The sequence below is a fragment of the Actinoallomurus sp. NPDC052274 genome (genome assembly GCF_040679475.1).
Classification (GTDB): domain Bacteria; phylum Actinomycetota; class Actinomycetes; order Streptosporangiales; family Streptosporangiaceae; genus Actinoallomurus; species Actinoallomurus liliacearum.
The window spans coordinates 48,054-62,665 of the sequence record NZ_JBFAUT010000007.1 but is presented as its reverse complement, the minus strand read 5'-3'; the positions used below and the strand labels follow the sequence as shown (position 1 = coordinate 62,665).

Annotated in this window: 17 protein-coding genes; 12 read left to right on the top strand and 5 right to left on the bottom strand. The window is 72.8% G+C overall.

Annotated features, from left to right (window positions below; translation table 11 throughout):
* Positions 1 to 14: 14 nt before the first annotated feature.
* The 3 genes from AB0K82_RS08460 to AB0K82_RS08450 all read left to right on the top strand — a co-directional run bounded on the left by AB0K82_RS08460 (position 15) and on the right by AB0K82_RS08450 (position 3,682).
* Positions 15 to 1,901 carry an acyl-CoA dehydrogenase family protein gene (locus AB0K82_RS08460; RefSeq protein ID WP_364394367.1) on the top strand — a complete coding sequence of 629 codons (1,887 nt, stop codon included), beginning with the start codon at positions 15 to 17 and terminating at the stop codon, positions 1,899 to 1,901.
* A gap of 151 nt (positions 1,902 to 2,052) precedes the next feature.
* Positions 2,053 to 2,598: an RNA polymerase sigma factor gene (locus AB0K82_RS08455; RefSeq protein WP_364394365.1), complete on the top strand. Its 546-nt coding sequence runs from the start codon at positions 2,053 to 2,055 to the stop codon at positions 2,596 to 2,598.
* Complete coding sequence (locus AB0K82_RS08450; RefSeq protein ID WP_364394363.1) at positions 2,591 to 3,682, top strand: CU044_5270 family protein; 1,092 nt, start codon at positions 2,591 to 2,593, stop codon at positions 3,680 to 3,682. Before AB0K82_RS08455 ends, AB0K82_RS08450 begins: the two co-directional genes overlap by 8 nt.
* A gap of 153 nt (positions 3,683 to 3,835) precedes the next feature.
* Here the strand turns inward: AB0K82_RS08450 and AB0K82_RS08445 are convergent, their stop codons facing one another.
* Positions 3,836 to 4,666 carry an alpha/beta hydrolase gene (locus AB0K82_RS08445; RefSeq protein WP_364394361.1) on the bottom strand — a complete coding sequence of 277 codons (831 nt, stop codon included), beginning with the start codon at positions 4,664 to 4,666 and terminating at the stop codon, positions 3,836 to 3,838.
* A 49-nt stretch (positions 4,667 to 4,715) separates the two neighbouring features.
* Between AB0K82_RS08445 and AB0K82_RS08440 the strand changes: the two genes are divergently transcribed.
* Together AB0K82_RS08440 and AB0K82_RS08435 are read left to right on the top strand one after the other, a co-directional pair.
* On the top strand, positions 4,716 to 5,297 hold the full coding sequence (locus AB0K82_RS08440) for an ABATE domain-containing protein (protein ID WP_364394359.1): 582 nt from the start codon (positions 4,716 to 4,718) through the stop codon (positions 5,295 to 5,297).
* A gap of 39 nt (positions 5,298 to 5,336) precedes the next feature.
* On the top strand, positions 5,337 to 6,287 hold the full coding sequence (locus tag AB0K82_RS08435) for a hypothetical protein (protein WP_364394357.1): 951 nt from the start codon (positions 5,337 to 5,339) through the stop codon (positions 6,285 to 6,287).
* 129 nt (positions 6,288 to 6,416) lie between these two features.
* On the opposite strand, the gene AB0K82_RS08430 is transcribed toward AB0K82_RS08435, so the two are convergent.
* Complete coding sequence (locus AB0K82_RS08430) at positions 6,417 to 6,770, bottom strand: MerR family transcriptional regulator (RefSeq protein ID WP_364394356.1); 354 nt, start codon at positions 6,768 to 6,770, stop codon at positions 6,417 to 6,419.
* A gap of 329 nt (positions 6,771 to 7,099) precedes the next feature.
* Positions 7,100 to 8,245: an acetyl-CoA C-acetyltransferase gene (locus AB0K82_RS08425; protein ID WP_364394354.1), complete on the bottom strand. Its 1,146-nt coding sequence runs from the start codon at positions 8,243 to 8,245 to the stop codon at positions 7,100 to 7,102.
* A 368-nt stretch (positions 8,246 to 8,613) separates the two neighbouring features.
* On the opposite strand from AB0K82_RS08425, the gene soxR reads away from it, so the two are divergent.
* Both soxR and AB0K82_RS08415 read left to right on the top strand, forming a co-directional pair.
* The gene (soxR, locus tag AB0K82_RS08420; protein ID WP_364394352.1) at positions 8,614 to 9,129 is read left to right on the top strand and encodes a redox-sensitive transcriptional activator SoxR; all 516 of its coding nucleotides are present in this window, start codon (positions 8,614 to 8,616) and stop codon (positions 9,127 to 9,129) included.
* Positions 9,130 to 9,250: 121 nt separating this feature from the next.
* Positions 9,251 to 9,484 (top strand): hypothetical protein, encoded by a 234-nt coding sequence (locus tag AB0K82_RS08415; RefSeq protein WP_364394350.1) that lies wholly within the window; start codon positions 9,251 to 9,253, stop codon positions 9,482 to 9,484.
* A gap of 72 nt (positions 9,485 to 9,556) precedes the next feature.
* Here AB0K82_RS08415 and AB0K82_RS08410 read toward each other — a convergent pair whose 3' ends face one another.
* Complete coding sequence (locus AB0K82_RS08410) at positions 9,557 to 10,123, bottom strand: DUF4142 domain-containing protein (RefSeq protein WP_364394348.1); 567 nt, start codon at positions 10,121 to 10,123, stop codon at positions 9,557 to 9,559.
* 134 nt (positions 10,124 to 10,257) lie between these two features.
* Between AB0K82_RS08410 and AB0K82_RS08405 the strand changes: the two genes are divergently transcribed.
* Complete coding sequence (locus AB0K82_RS08405; protein WP_345355103.1) at positions 10,258 to 10,428, top strand: hypothetical protein; 171 nt, start codon at positions 10,258 to 10,260, stop codon at positions 10,426 to 10,428.
* A 73-nt stretch (positions 10,429 to 10,501) separates the two neighbouring features.
* The gene (locus AB0K82_RS08400; RefSeq protein ID WP_364394346.1) at positions 10,502 to 11,137 is read left to right on the top strand and encodes a class I SAM-dependent methyltransferase; all 636 of its coding nucleotides are present in this window, start codon (positions 10,502 to 10,504) and stop codon (positions 11,135 to 11,137) included.
* Here the strand turns inward: AB0K82_RS08400 and AB0K82_RS08395 are convergent.
* Positions 11,097 to 12,098 (bottom strand): zinc-dependent alcohol dehydrogenase family protein, encoded by a 1,002-nt coding sequence (locus AB0K82_RS08395; protein ID WP_364394344.1) that lies wholly within the window; start codon positions 12,096 to 12,098, stop codon positions 11,097 to 11,099. The genes AB0K82_RS08400 and AB0K82_RS08395 overlap by 41 nt on opposite strands.
* 161 nt (positions 12,099 to 12,259) lie before the next feature.
* Here AB0K82_RS08395 and AB0K82_RS08390 point away from each other — a divergent pair, with 161 nt between their 5' ends.
* The 3 genes from AB0K82_RS08390 (at position 12,260) to AB0K82_RS08380 (ending at position 14,605) form a co-directional block, all read left to right on the top strand.
* Complete coding sequence (locus AB0K82_RS08390; RefSeq protein WP_364394342.1) at positions 12,260 to 12,736, top strand: VOC family protein; 477 nt, start codon at positions 12,260 to 12,262, stop codon at positions 12,734 to 12,736.
* Between the two features lie 125 nt (positions 12,737 to 12,861).
* Positions 12,862 to 13,419 (top strand): RNA polymerase sigma factor, encoded by a 558-nt coding sequence (locus AB0K82_RS08385; RefSeq protein WP_364394340.1) that lies wholly within the window; start codon positions 12,862 to 12,864, stop codon positions 13,417 to 13,419.
* Complete coding sequence (locus AB0K82_RS08380) at positions 13,412 to 14,605, top strand: hypothetical protein (protein ID WP_364394338.1); 1,194 nt, start codon at positions 13,412 to 13,414, stop codon at positions 14,603 to 14,605. Before AB0K82_RS08385 ends, AB0K82_RS08380 begins: the two co-directional genes overlap by 8 nt.
* Positions 14,606 to 14,612 lie beyond the last annotated feature (7 nt).

The window sequence follows — 14,612 nt, the reverse complement described above, 5'->3', positions numbered from 1 at the left end:
GGAGGTGATTCCTCATGGCGCACGTGGACGAACGCACCGCCCGCCGCGTCGCCGAAGAGGCCCGCGAGACCGCGTGGCGTCTGCCCAGCTTCGGCAAGCAGCTCTTCCTCGGCGACTTCCGGCTCGACCTCATCCACCCCCATCCACGGGCGGATGAGGAGGCCCAGGGCAAGGGAGAGGAGTTCCTGGCCCGGCTCCGGGAGTTCTGCGAGACCAAGGTGGACCCCCGGACCATCGAGCGCGAGGCCCGCATCCCGGACGACGTGATCAAGGGCCTGAAGGCCCTGGGCGCCTTCGGCATGAAGATCCCCGAGGAGTACGGCGGCCTCGGCCTGAGCCAGGTCTACTACAACAAGGCGCTCATGCTCGCCGGGTCGGTCCACTCCGCGCTGGGCGCGCTGCTGTCCGCCCACCAGTCCATCGGCGTACCGCAGCCGATCAAGCTGTTCGGAACCGACCGGCAGAAGCGGACGTTCCTGCCCCGCTGCGGCAACGAGATCAGCGCGTTCCTGCTCACCGAGCCCGACGTCGGCTCCGACCCGGCCCGGCTGCGCACCACGGCCGTCCCGGACGGCGACGAGTACGTCATCGACGGCGTCAAGCTCTGGACCACCAACGGCGTCATCGCCGACCTGCTCGTCGTCATGGCCCGCGTACCCGAGTCGGAGGGCCACCGCGGCGGGATCACGGCGTTCGTCGTCGAGGCGAACAGCGAGGGCATCACCGTCGAGAACCGCAACGCCTTCATGGGCCTGCGCGGCATCGAGAACGGCGTCACCCGCTTCCACCAGGTCCGCGTGCCCGCGGCCAACCGCGTCGGCAAGGAGGGTCAGGGCCTGAAGATCGCGCTGACCACGCTGAACACCGGGCGCCTGTCCCTCCCGGCCATGTGCGCCGGGGCGGCCAAGTGGAGCACCATGATCGCTCGCGAGTGGTCGAAGGAGCGGGTCCAGTGGGGCCTTCCCGTCGGGAAGCACGAGGCCGTCGCCGCCAAGATCTCCTTCATCGCCGCGACGGCGTACGCGCTGGAGGCGATGGTCGACCTGTCCAGCGCCCTCGCGGACGACGAGCGCAATGACATCCGCATCGAGGCCGCGCTGGCCAAGCTGTACGCCTCGGAGATGGCCTGCCGGGTGGCCGACGAGCTCGTGCAGATCCGCGGCGGGCGCGGGTACGAGACCGCCGAGTCCCTCGCCGCGCGCGGCGAGCGCGGCGTCCCCGCCGAACAGCTCCTGCGGGACCTGCGCATCAACCGCATCTTCGAGGGCTCCTCGGAGATCATGCGGCTCCTCATCGCCCGTGAGGCGGTCGACACCCACCTGTCGGTGGCCGGCGACATCATCGACCCCGACGCCGACCTGAAGGCCAAGGCCAAGGCCGTCGGCCGCGCCGGCGGCTTCTACTCCACCTGGTTCCCCACGCTCCTCGCCGGGGCGGGGCAGCGGCCTGGGTCGTACGCCGAGTTCGGCCCGCTGGCCCGGCACCTGCGCTACGTCGAGCGCTCCTCCCGCAAGCTCGCCCGCTCGGTGTTCTACGCCGCCGGACGCTGGCAGGGCGGCCTCGAACGCCGGCAGGGCTTCCTCGGCCGCATGGTCGACATCGGCGCCGAGCTGTTCGCGATGAGCGCCGTGTGCGTCCGCGCGAAGGCCGACGACCGGCCCGAGGCGTACGAGCTGGCGGAGGCGTTCTGCGCCCAGGCGCGCGTCCGGATCGGCGAGCTGTTCGACCGGCTGTGGCACAACACCGACGCCCTCGACGGCCGGCTGGCCCGCAAGGTCATGGACGGCCGCTACACGTGGATGGAGGAGGGCGTGCTGGACCCGTCGATCCCCGGCCCGTGGATCGCCGAGCCCGAACCCGGCCCGAGCCGGCGCACGAACGTCCACCACCCCGTCGCCTGAGGGCATCCGCCGAGATCCCCGGCCGGCCGCCGCGCGTACGATGCGGCGGCCACCGGGGATCGATCATGTGGCGGGAAAGCGTTCGGGACTTCGTCGGAGTACCGGTGACAGATCTCGCTCACCGGAAGGTGCCCACGATGGACGACCGACCATGAAGGGCGTGCGGGTCGCCGAACCCGCCGAACGCTCACCCGACGCGTTCGCCGCGCTCTACGACGAGCACTTCCCGTCGATCTACAACTACGTCGCGAGCCGGCTGGGCCGCGACGTGGCCGACGACATCGCCGCCGACACGTTCGTCATCGCCCTGCGCAAGCACGGGGGTTACGACCCGGAGCGGGGCGCCGTACGGCCCTGGCTCTTCGGCATCGCGACGAGGCTCGTCGCGCAGCACCGGCGGCAGGAGACGCGCCGGTACCGCGCCCTGGCCAAGGTCGGCCGCGAGGAGATCACCGACAGCCACGAGAACCGGGTGATCAACTGGGTGCGCGCCGAGGGCCTCCAGCCCCGCCTCGCCACGGCGCTGGCCGCCCTGCCGCACGGTCAGCGCGACGTCCTGCTGCTCAGCGCGGTCTCCGAACTCTCGCACGAGGAGATCGCCCAGGCGCTCGGCATCTCGTACGGAACGGTCGGCTCGCGGCTGAGCCGGGCCCGCAAGAAGGTGCGCTCCGCACTCGGGGAGGACAACGATGGATGACGCACGCATGATCCGCGGCCTCTTGCAGGAGGCGCCGCCGTCCGCCGACGTCGTCGCCGAGGGCCGGCGCCGGCTGTACACCGAGCCGCCGCGCCGGCGGCGGTGGCGGGCACCCCGGCTCGGCCTCGCCGGGCTGGGCCTGGCGGCCGCCGCCGCGGCCGCCGTGGTCGCCGTCACCGCGGGCGGCCCGCCGCCCGCGCCGGAGCAGGCGCCGCCGAAGCCGATGAGCGCACGGCAGGTGCTCCTCGCGGCCGCGGAGAAGGCGGCGAGCGAGCCGGTCGGACGGTACTGGCACACTCACGTGATCAGCGGCCAGGCGTACCACGTCGCGAAGGGCGACTACGTGATCGACGGCGCCCGGCACGAGCTCGACCAGTGGACCGCGCGCAGCGCCGAGGACTCCGACGTCTTCCGCAGCCGGTTCGCCGGCGCGGTCCCCCAGACGGCGGCCGACCGGGCGGCCTGGCGGCGGGCGGGGTCGCCGAAGGCCTGGCGCGTTCTCTCGAACGGCCAGTACATCCAGCAGACCGCCACTCCGGACCGGTGGGATCTCGTCCGGATGACACCCGCCCAGAAGAGGAGCTACGAGAAGCTGGTCGCCCGCGTACGCGAGCAGTGCGCCGGTCACCCGCAGGGCTGCCCGCAGCAGCAGCTCACCCAGGCCCAGCGGGAGGCGCTCGCCGACGACCCTGCGGCGCTGCGGCAGCGGCTGCTCACCACCTCGGGCAAGGGCGGTCCGAGCAACGTCCTCACCCAGGCCGGTGACTTCCTCGCCCAGCCCGGCTCGCCGAAGCTCAACGCGGCCGTCTTCCGCGTCCTGGCGGACACGCCGGGCATCCGCAACGCCGGGTCGGTGACGGACCTTCGGGGACGGACCGCGATCGCGCTCACCGCACGCGCCACGGATTCGAGTGGCATGTTCGACACCCAGCTTCTGCTGCAGCCCGGCACCTACCGCGTGCTGGGCACCCAGACCGTGCTGGTCGCGGGCCGGGGTGCCGAGACGGCGGGGATCAAGCCGGGCACCGTCTACACGGAGCAGCTCTTCCTCGAGATGGGCTGGACGGACTCCGCTCCGCGCTGAGTCGTCCGGGCGCCCCCGACCGCCCTGCCGGGCGTACGGGTCTGGGGGCGCCGTCCTGGAGGACCTGCAGCGCGGCAGGAGCTGCCGTGACGGAGCTCTGCCGTTGATCGATTCGCGGTCCGTCGCGGGTGGAGCAGGTGGCCACGGCGGGCGTCAGAGCCCGGGCAGGAACCCGCGGAGCTCCGCCAGGACGGCCTCGGGGCGTTCCTCGGCGAGGAAGTGGCCGCAGTCCTCGATCATCGTGCCGGTGACGTCCTCGGCGTAGTCGCGCCAGACCGCCACGGTGTCGATCGTCTGCAGGAAGCTGTGCTCGCCCCACAGCGCCAGCAGCGGCATCGGGATCCGCCGGCCGGCGTCGGCCTCGTCGTGTTCGGCGTCCTCGTCGGCGGCGCGGTAGTCGTCGAACCCGGCCCGCAGCGCGCCCGGCCGGGAGAACGTCCGGACGTACTCCGCGATGTCCTCCTCCGGGAGCGGCACGTGCGCCCAGTCGTCGATGAGGTACCGCAGGTACGCCTCGGGGTTCGCCCCGGCCAGCAGTTCGGGCAGGTCGGGCCGCAGGTGGAACAGCCAGTGCCAGGTGCCACGGGCCAGGCCGGCGTCCATCCGCCGCCACATCTCGCGCGTCGGGATGATGTCCATGAGGACGAGCCGCTCGACGTCGCCGGGATGGTCGAGCGCCCAGCGGTGCGCCACCCGGGCGCCCCGGTCGTGGCCGATCACCGTGGCCGACTCGTGGCCGAGGGCGCGGATCAGCCGGTGCAGGTCCTCGGCGCGGGTGCGCTTGTCGTGCCCGTCCCTCGGCAGGTCGCTGCGCCCGTAGCCGCGCAGGTCGGGAACGACGACCGTGTACGCCTCGCTGAGCGGCCCGGCGAGGTGCCGCCAGCAGTGCCCCGTCTGCGGCCAGCCGTGCAGCAGGACGAGCAGGGGCCCGTCGCCCGCCTGCCGGTAGTACATGCGGATGCCGTTGACCGTCGCGATCGCCATCTCTAACCCCCTTATACGGTTAGAGCCGATCTAACCATATGATGGGGTTATGGGGGAATGGCTCTGGGACGGCGGCCGGCCGAGCGTCGACCTGGTCAACACGATCCGCGACCGCAGGCTCGGCGGCCGCGAGACCCTGCGCACGCCCGCCGACCTGGCCGCCTGGCTGCGGTTGGCGGGCCTGCCCGGCGATCCGGACGACGCCGACCTGCGGGCCGTACGGCGGCTGCGCGAGGCGATCGACCTCCTCGCGTTCCCGGACGTGAGCGCGGCCGGCCGGGGGGCCGTGACGGAGGCCGACGACGCGCTCCCCCGGACCGCGCGGGAGGCGGTCGACGTCGTCAACGCGGCCATCGCGGTCGCGCCGCCGGTCCCCCGGCTGGCCCTGGACGACGCCGGGCGTCCCGTCGCCGCGCCGCGCGAGGAGTCGACGGCGGCCGCGACGGCCCGCCTCGCCGTCGACGCGATCGGCCTGCTGACCGGCGACGACCTACTCCGCGTCTGCGCGGCGCCCGACTGCGGCGTACGGTTCGTGGACCGCTCCCCCGGCCGGAACCGCCAGTGGTGCTCGATGCGGCGCTGCGGCAACCGGAACAAGGCCCGCCGGCACTACGACCGCATGAGGTCCTGAGCGCGGGAGATGTCGTCCCGCTCTGCGATGATCGCCCTCGTGATCGACACAGCGGACCAGGACGAACTCCGGAACACCATCCGCGAGGCCCTCGCCATCGGGGATCTCGACTTCGACGCGATCATCGAGGAGTGCGTCGAGTACCTCCACGGGGTCGCGGAGGCCGACACGGTGCGCGCGGCGGCCACCGAGATCGCGGCGGAGGAGTTCGCCGCCTACCGGTCCGACCAGGAGACCTGGCCGGACGTCCTCGAATCCGACCGGCTGATCCGGGCGTTCCGGGAGCTGGAGACGGCCGGGGTCATCGCCCGCGAGAACTTCACGTGCTGCCAGAGCTGCGGCACCGCCGAGATCGGCGGAGAGGCGCCGGAGGGCGCCGAGCCCCGCGGCTACGTCTTCTGCCACCACCAGGACGTCCAGGCCGCCGTCGACGGCCACGGGGTGTACCTGTCGTACGGCGCCTTCGGCGGGGACGAGGCCGCGACCGTCCGGATCGGTGAGGAGACCGTCGCCGTGCTGCGCCGCCACGGCCTCGCGCCGGACTGGAACGGCGATTCCGGCCGGCGGATCGCGGTGCCCCTGACGTGGCGGCGGCGGCGCTTCGGGCGGCTCGCCGCCTGGCCCGGCGGTCCCGAGCCGGAGGACGCCGGCCCGCTCAAGGTGACCTACCGCGACTACGCGCGAGGGCGTGGGGAGGACGACGCGGTTCCGATGCCGCTCGCCGCGGCCCGTCAGGTGCTGCTCGACCTGCCGCCGCGGAAGGGCAACTTCGCGACGTTCGAGGGCCGGTCCGGCGCCATCGTGCAGATGATCTGGGAGGACGGGCCACGGCTCTGGCTGGAGAGCCCGGACGTCGCGACGCAGAGCTCGCGCGGCCGCCACGTCACGTCGGCCGAGGCCGAGGACCTGATCCGCGTCCTCGCCGAGGAGGACCGCGCGGACCTCGCCCGGCTCGGCGACATCGAGGTCCGCCCCTGGTCCGCCGGCTGAGCCGCCGAGACCGGGCCCCCGCGTCCCGCCGGCTGAGCCGTCGAGGCCGAGTTCCCGCCGCGTCCTCCGGGTGAACCGGCGAGATCGCTCCGGGTGAACCGTCGAGGTCGGGTCTCCGCCGGTGGGCCGTCAGAGCGGCGGGATCCGCTCGCGGCGCATCCGCGGGATCACCGGGCGCTTCTCCACCTGGAAGACGCGGTCCCAGGCGGCGTCGAGCTGGGCCTCCAGCTCCCGGACGCGTTTCTCCAATCCCATGATGTGGCGGATGCCGACCAGTGTGACGCCTTCGTCGGCCAGTTCGATGACGCGGCGGATCCGGCCGATCTCGTACGCCGAGTAGCGCCGGTGGCCGCCCGGCGTGCGCCGGGGTTGAACGACGCCGTACCGGTCGAGGCGGTGCAGGAACCGGCGGCGCGTCTCGAGCATCTCGGCGGCCTGCCCGACGGAGTACAGCGGCCGGTGTTCTTCTTCAGTGAGGACCATGACGCGAGCCATCGTGGGGCACGGCACACCGCTCGGATGCCCCGTACACGCCCAGGTTGTGGGCTTCTTTACGCACGAAGGGCGGGGCGCGTCGGTTTCTTCGTGCGCCCCGGCCTCACGGACGGACGGTGAGGGTCACCGGCAAAGGACCGGGCCCGGTGACGACGAGCGGAAGATCCGCCTCGTCCGAGTGTCCGCCAAGACGGTGCTCCGGACGACGCGAGCGTCCTGGATCCGTGTACTGCGGGAGGCCGGACGCCTCTGATCGCCGCCGGGCGGGGTGCGGACGCACCCCGCCCGTTCGTTCGATGGCCGCCCGCGGTCCTCGGTCAGAGGCGCTCGATGATGGTGGCGTTGGCCTGGCCGCCGCCCTCGCACATCGTCTGCAGGCCGTAACGGCCGCCGGTGCGCTCCAGCTCGTGCAGGAGCTTGGTCATCAGGATGCTGCCGGTGGCGCCCAGCGGGTGGCCGAGCGCGATGGCGCCGCCGTTCGGGTTGGTCTTCTCCAGCGAGGCGCCCGTCTCGCGCGCCCACGCCAGCGGGACCGGCGCGAACGCCTCGTTGACCTCGAACACGTCGATGTCGTCGATCGACAGCCCACCCCGCCGCAGGGCCTTCTCGGTGGCGGGGATCGGCCCGGTCAGCATGTACACCGGGTCGGAGCCCTCGACGACGAGCGTGTGGATGCGGGCGCGAGGCGTCAGGTTGTGCTCCCGCACGGCCTCCTCGGAGGCGATGAGGAGCGCGCCGGCGCCGACCGAGATCTGGGAGGCGACCGCGGCGGTGAGCTCCCAGCCCTCGCGCAGCGGCTGCAGGCCGGCCATCTTCTCCAGCGAGGTGTCCGGACGGGCGCCCTCGTCCTTGGTCACGCCGGCGATCGGCGCGGTCTCCCGGTCGAAGTGGCCTGATTCGATCGCGTTGACGGCGCGGCGGTGGCTCTCCAGCGCGAACGCCTCCAGGTCACCCCGCTTGAAACCCCACTTCTCGCACATCAGCTGCGCGCCGCGGAACTGCGAGATCTCCTGGTCGCCGTACCGCGCGGACCACCCCTCGCCGTACGGGAAGGGCATGCCCTTCTCCAGCGCCATGGCGACGCTGGAGCCCATGGGGACCATGCCCATGTTCTCCACGCCGGAGGCCACGACGAGGTCCTGGGTGCCGGACAGGACGCCCTGGGCGGCGAAGTGGATCGCCTGCTGCGACGACCCGCACTGCCGGTCGATGGTAACGCCGGGGACCCGCTCGGGCAGGCCCGCGGACAGCCAGGCGGTACGGGCGATGTCGAGCGACTGCGGGCCGACCTGCATGACGCAGCCCATGATCACGTCATCGACCGCCTCGGGGTCGACGCCCGTGCGCTCGACGAGCTCCTTGAGAACGTGCGCGCCCAGGTCGGCCGGGTGCACGGCCGCGAGGGCGCCCTTCTTGGTGCCTACGGGGGTACGGACCGCTCCGACGATGTACGCCTCGGCCACGACGCCTCCAAGTATTTCCCGGGTTCCGTCCCAACAAGAACCGAACAACATTCGGTCAGTACGAGGTTACCTCGCCTGGTTCATCCGTCCATATGACCGAGCCCACTCTCCCCGACATGAGCGCGTACCGAACGCTCGGTCACCGCGGCCACCGGCCCCGGCGGATGCCGCGTGTCGCCGGTCGGACGGCCGGTTCCCCGAGCGTTCCGCTCAGGCCGTGACCGGCCACCGCCGCCTCGTTCATCCCTTGCCGGATCTCGGCGAGTGCGGCGGCCATCGGTTCGACGCCGGGCGCGGCGACGTCCACGTGTGCGGAGCCCGGCTCGGCCCTACACCTGAACCATTGTCGAGGTTCTAGAGTGGCGCGCATGGAACATCCCCGATGGGACGCTTGCGAGCTCACCGTGGGCCAGGTCGCGGAGCGGAGCGGGGTCGCCGTCTCCGCGCTGCGGTTCTATGAGGCCAAGGGCCTGATCCGCAGTCGCCGCACCGCGGGCAACCAGCGCCGGTACACCCGCGATGTGCTGCGGCGGGTGGCGTTCATCCGGGTCTCCCAGCGCGTCGGCATCCCGCTGAACCAGATCCGCGACGCCCTGGCCCGGCTTCCGGACGAGCGGACGCCGACCCGGAAGGACTGGGCCGCGTTGTCCGCCTCCTGGCAGAGCGAGCTCACGGCCCGCATCGAACAGCTCCAACGGCTGCGCGACGACCTGACCGACTGCATCGGCTGCGGCTGCCTGTCGCTGAGCCGGTGCCGCCTGTCGAACCCGTTCGACAAGCTGGGCGAGCAGGGCCCCGGCCCCCGGCGGCTGCTCACCGAGACGGCGGCCCGGGCGGCGTCCGCCGCCGAGTCGGACGCCTGCGACGAGGATCACTGCCGCTGAGGCGACGGCGGCCGACCCGCAGGGACGGCGAGTACGTCCAGGTCGCCGAATCCTGACAGGAGGTGTCAGCCGGGCGGGGTCGTGATCGGAGCGGCCGCCGACCGTACCGACCGAGGACGCCGTGACCCCCGACGACGCGCGGGCTCAGCGCCTGCTGATCCCCGCCACCTTCATCACCTCACTGGGCAACGACATCCAGCTGATCGCCGCCGCCCTGCTCCTCGTCCGAACGGAGCGGACGATGAGCCCGCAGGGACGGGCGGTCGACGAGGCCCTGTGCATCCCGATCGACCGGCTCCTCACCGCAGTGGAGGACCTGCTCGGCGAGTCCGCCCCCGCCGACGCGAACCGGTGACCGGCCCCGCCGACGCGAACCGGTGACCGGCCCCGCCGACGCGAACCGGTGACCGGCCCGGCCGGCGGACCGTCAGCCGGAGGACTGGGCCTTGCGCACCATCGCCAGGTGCTCGCGCAGGTGGGGCAGCGCCTGCTTGGCGAGGGCGATGACCTGTTGCGACGACCCCTGGGAGATCTGCGTCTTGGTGTCGGCGATGGCCTTCTCGTGCCCGCTCGCCATCGTGGCGAGGTAGTCCTGGTCGAAGGCCTTCCCCGATTCCTCCTTCAGCCGCTTCGCCACCTCGGCGTCGGCGGGCGCGACGGACCCGGGGAGGGAGACGCCGGTCCGGCGGGCGACACTGGTCACCTTGTCGTCGAGGTGGGTGTGGTCGTTCGCCAGTCTCCGGCCCACGGAACGGACCGCCGACGTGGCGCCCTTCTTCTCGGCCAGGTTCCCGAGCTCGACCTCCGCGAGGTTGACCTGGTGGATCTCGGTCAGCCAGCTCCGGTCCTGCTGGGACAGTCGGCCCTCACCCGTCGGCGAGGTGGTCGGCGAGACGGTCACCGTCGGCTGGGCGCCGCCGGTGCCGCACGCCGTGCCCACCGCGGCGATGACGGCCGCCGCCGAAAGCGCGAGCAGGTACGGATGACGCTGCATTGACGTGCCCCCTGTCGGTAGTCACTGCGTCACCTTAAGTGACGTTCCTCGCCGTACCCGCGGATGAGCGGCGTCATGCAAGGGCGGCTTCCACCGGGTTACGCTTGACGCGGGTCGGACCGGAGGAGAGAAGCGTGAGTGGGGTCGTAACGCTCGCCCTGTTGGCGATCCTGGTGGCGTTCATCGTCAGCCGCGTCGCCAAGAAGGTCGGGCTGGGCATGTCCCGGGACCGCGTGATCGGGCTCATCGTCGTCTTCGTCATCGTGGTGTTGATGGTGTGGGGGCAGAAGACCGGCGGAAAGTAGCGTCCGCCCTGAACCGAAGTGGCCCCTGGGGCGTCTTACCGCGTACGAAGCACTCTTTCGCCGGGAGACGTTCATGCCACAAGCCAGCGCGCACGCCAGCGAGGCCGCCTGTCACCTGCGCAGGCTTGTGGACTTCGCCGAGCCCCGGCCGGACGACACCTGCCTCGACCTGGGCTGCGGCGCCTCGGACGTTCTCGAGCCGTGGGTCCATCGGGTGACCAGCGCCGACGCCGCCTCCGTGCCCGAGGGGCCGTTCACGCTCATCACCGCGAGCCTGACGCCGACGCTCGGCACCGACCCCGTCGCCCTGCTCCGGCGGCTCCTGGGCGTCTGCGCCGGACGGCTCGTCATCGCCGACGTCGTACGGACCCGGGCCGGCGACAGCGGTCGCGTCGAGCGCGTGCGCGACCCCGCCCGTACGGCGACGCGCACCTTCGACGAGCTGGTGGACCTGGTGCGCCAGGCCGGAGGTGAGACGCGCCGCCTCGAGGTGTTCACCATCGAACGGCCGGTCGAGCCGTGGCTCGCCGAGGCGGGCGGCTGCGACGACCTGCGCGCGGAGCTGACCGCCGAGCTGGACGGCGGCCCGAAGACCGGCGCGCGCCCCCGCCTGATCGGCCGGGAGCTGTGGTTCACCCAGTCATGGGCGTACCTCGCGGCCGAGCCCGTCAGCCGGGCGCGGGCGGAAGCAGCACCGCCGCGCCGTTGACGCGGTCGCCGGCCAGGTCCGCCAGGGCGCGATCCGCCTCGGCCAGGGGGTAGGGCGTCACCGTGACCTTCAGCCCGAGCCGGTCGGCGAGCCGGAGGAACTCCTCGCCGTCCGCCCGCGTGTTCGCGGTGACGCTGCGGAGCCGGCGCTCCTGGAACAGGTGGGCCTGGTAGTTCAGCGCCGGGATGTCGGTGAGGTGGATGCCGGCGATCGCGAGGGTGCCGCCCCGGTCGAGGCGTTCGAGGGCGGCCGGGACGAGTTCGCCCGCGGGCGCGAAGATGATCGCCGAGTCGAGGGGCTCCGGGCTCGGGTCGAACGAGTCCTGCGCCGACGCCGCGCCGAGGTCGAGGGCGAGCTCGCGGGCCGCCGCCGCCCGGGTGAACACGTGGACCACGGCGCCCTGGGCGATGGCGACCTGCGCCGCCAGATGCGCCGACCCGCCGAAGCCCCAGATGCCGAGCCGGCCGGCCGGCGGGAGCGCGGCGCCGCGCAGCGCGCGGTAGCCGATGATCCCCGCGCACAGCAGCGGTGCGAGCTCCACGTCGGGCCGGTCGCCGGGCAGCGGGTAGACGTACGCCTCCGGGGCGACCGCGAACTCGGCGTACCCGCCGTGCGCGTCCCAGCCGGTGTAGACCGAGCGGGGGCAGAGGTTCTCGTCGCCACGCCGGCAGTACGCGCACACGCCGCAGGTGCCGCGCAGCCACGCGACGCCGACCCGGTCCCCCGCCGCGAACCGGTCACCCGGGGTGACGACCTCGCCGACGATCTCGTGGCCGGGGGTCACGCCGGGCAGGTGCGGCGGCAGATCGCCCTCGGCGACGTGCAGGTCGGTCCGGCACACGCCGCAGGCGCGGACGCGCAGCAGCACCTCGCCGGGCCCCGGCTCGGGAACCGGCCGGTCCACCGCCCGCAGCGGCCCGGTTCCGATCGGCCCGGGCGCGCGGACCTCCCACGCCAGCACCCCTCCACCCTAGGGACGCCCGCCGCCGCCGTAAACGCGGACCGCGCTCGAGCACCGATTCGCCGCCCCCGGTCACCGCACGAGATCGACGGGGAAACGGGGAACGGCATGGCCGGCCCGCCGGTTCGGATAGAGATCACGCCGATCCGATGGGAGCCATCATGACCGAGAATCGCGGGCCGTCGCCCGTCCGTCAGCTTCGCCTGGTCGTCGAGGCGGAGGACTACGAGGCGGCACTCGCCTTCTACCGCGACGCGCTCGGCCTGCCCGAGCAGGCGGCCTTCTCCGAGAACGGAGACGCCCGGGTGGTGATCCTCGACGTGGGCCGGGCCACTCTGGAGATCGCGAACCCGGCGCACAAGCAGTACATCGACGAGGTCGAGGTGGGCCGGCAGGTGGCGCCGAAGATCCGGGTGGCGTTCGAGGTGGACGACGCCCGGGCCACCGCGGACCGCCTGGTGACCGTCGGCGCCGAACAGGTGGCACCGCCGACCCTCACGCCGTGGAAATCCCTGAACGCCCGGTTCGACGCGCCCGCGGGCCTGCACATCACGGTGTTCCAGGAGACGCTCACCGAGGACGAGCGCCGGTCGCTCGACGGCTTCGGAACCGAGACGGCGGGACCGGCCGAAGACTGATCCCCGATCAGGGCGGGCTCCACCGCGCGGAGCCCGCCGCTGAGCTTCTTCGCGGAGCGGGAAAGCGGCGGCCGGGAGCGGGTGATACCTAGGTGACCGCCATCCGCGCCACGGAAAGGCACCACATGACAGGGGACCCCCCGCCCGACCCGGCCGAGCGTTTCGATGAGGTCTTCGACGCGTACTTCGCCGAGATCCATCGGTACGCGGCCAAGCGGCTCGGCCCGGACGCCGCCGCCGACGTCGCGGCGCAGACGTTCCTGGAAGCGTTCCGGCACCGTCGGCGCTACGACCCGATCCGCGCGAGCGTGCGCACCTGGCTGTACGGCATCGCGACCAAGGTGGTCGGCAGGCACCAGCGGACCGAGACGCGCGCGCTGCGGGCGCGCGCCCGCCTCGGCCCCGGCCGCGACGCCGAGGAGCACACCGAACGGGTCGACACGCGGGTCAGCGCCCAGGGCCTGCGCGGCGAGCTCGCCGGGGCGATCGCGGCGCTGCCGCACGGGCAGCGCGACGTGCTGCTGCTCGTGGCCCTGGCCGACCTCAGCCACGAGGAGGTCGCGGCGGCACTGGGGATCTCCTATGGCACGGTCGGATCCCGACTGAACCGTGCCCGAACCAAGCTGCGCAAGGCGCTGGGCGGGACCAATCCGATGCTCACTCTGGAGGAACAACATGGATGAGGTGCGGATGGTCCGGGACGCCTATCCCGAGCCCGCTCCACCCACCGCCCGGGACATCGCCCGGGCGAAGGCCCTGCTGACCAAGCCGCCGCGCCGTACGGCGCCCCGCCTGTGGTGGGGGCTCGGCGGCGTCGTCGCGGCGGGCACGGCCGCGACCGTGGCGATCACGCTCGTCGGAGGCAACACGCCCGGCGGGGGGAACACGCCCGCGCCGACCCGGACGGTGACGTTGGACGACAGGGGCGCGTTCCTGGCGGCGGTGGAGAAGGCCGCGCAGCAGCCGGTCGGGAACTACTGGCACTCCGACGACGTGTCCGGCCAGTCCTACGTCATCCGCGCGAAGACCGGGACCTACACGATCACCGGTGCGCTCACCGAGGGGTTCGACTGGTGGGGCACGAAGCCCGGCGTGGGGAACGCCTTCTACAGCCGTGAGCTTTCGTCCCGTACGCCGACCGCGCAGGACACGGCGCTGTGGCGCAAGGCCGGGTCGCCGTCGAAGATCCGCGTCTGGTCGAACGATCATTACTGGACCTACAGCACCGAACGGGTGACGAAGTGGCACCTGGACGGCACGGACAGCCGTCGCGCCGGGCAGCTCCCGGGCCGCCTGACGGCGCAGGACCTGCAGAACCTGCCGACCGACCCGGCCAAGCTCGCCGAGAGGTTCCTGAGCCAGACGGCGATGAGCAGGTTCGCGATGGGCATCCCGCCGGACGCACAGATCACCCCGGAGATGGCGCGTCGCCTGAAGACCTGGCGGGTACTGCCCCAGCAGAAACTCGCGAGGGTGGCGGGACTCCTGGGGGGCCCGCTCCCCTCGAAGGTCCGGGCGGGCCTGATGAAGGCGCTGGCCGACCAGCCGGGCGTGCACTCGATCGGCCACGACACCGACGCGCTGGGCCGCCGGGGCGTCGCGCTGGCCACCGACTACAGCCCCGTGACGGTCACCGGCGAGTACGGCGCGCCAAAGGCCGTGCAGGGGACCTACCGCTCCCGCTCCGTGGCCATCTTCGATGAGCGTACCGGCGCGCTGCTGGGCAGGCAGGAGGAGCTGACCAAACCCGGCGGCCCGTACGCGGAGATGAAGCCGGGCTTCGTCATCAACTACTCGGTCGTCCGCTCGGCGGGTTGGACGGACACGGCGCCGAAGCCGTCGGCCGAGCTCCCGTTCGACCGACCCTAGGGGCCGG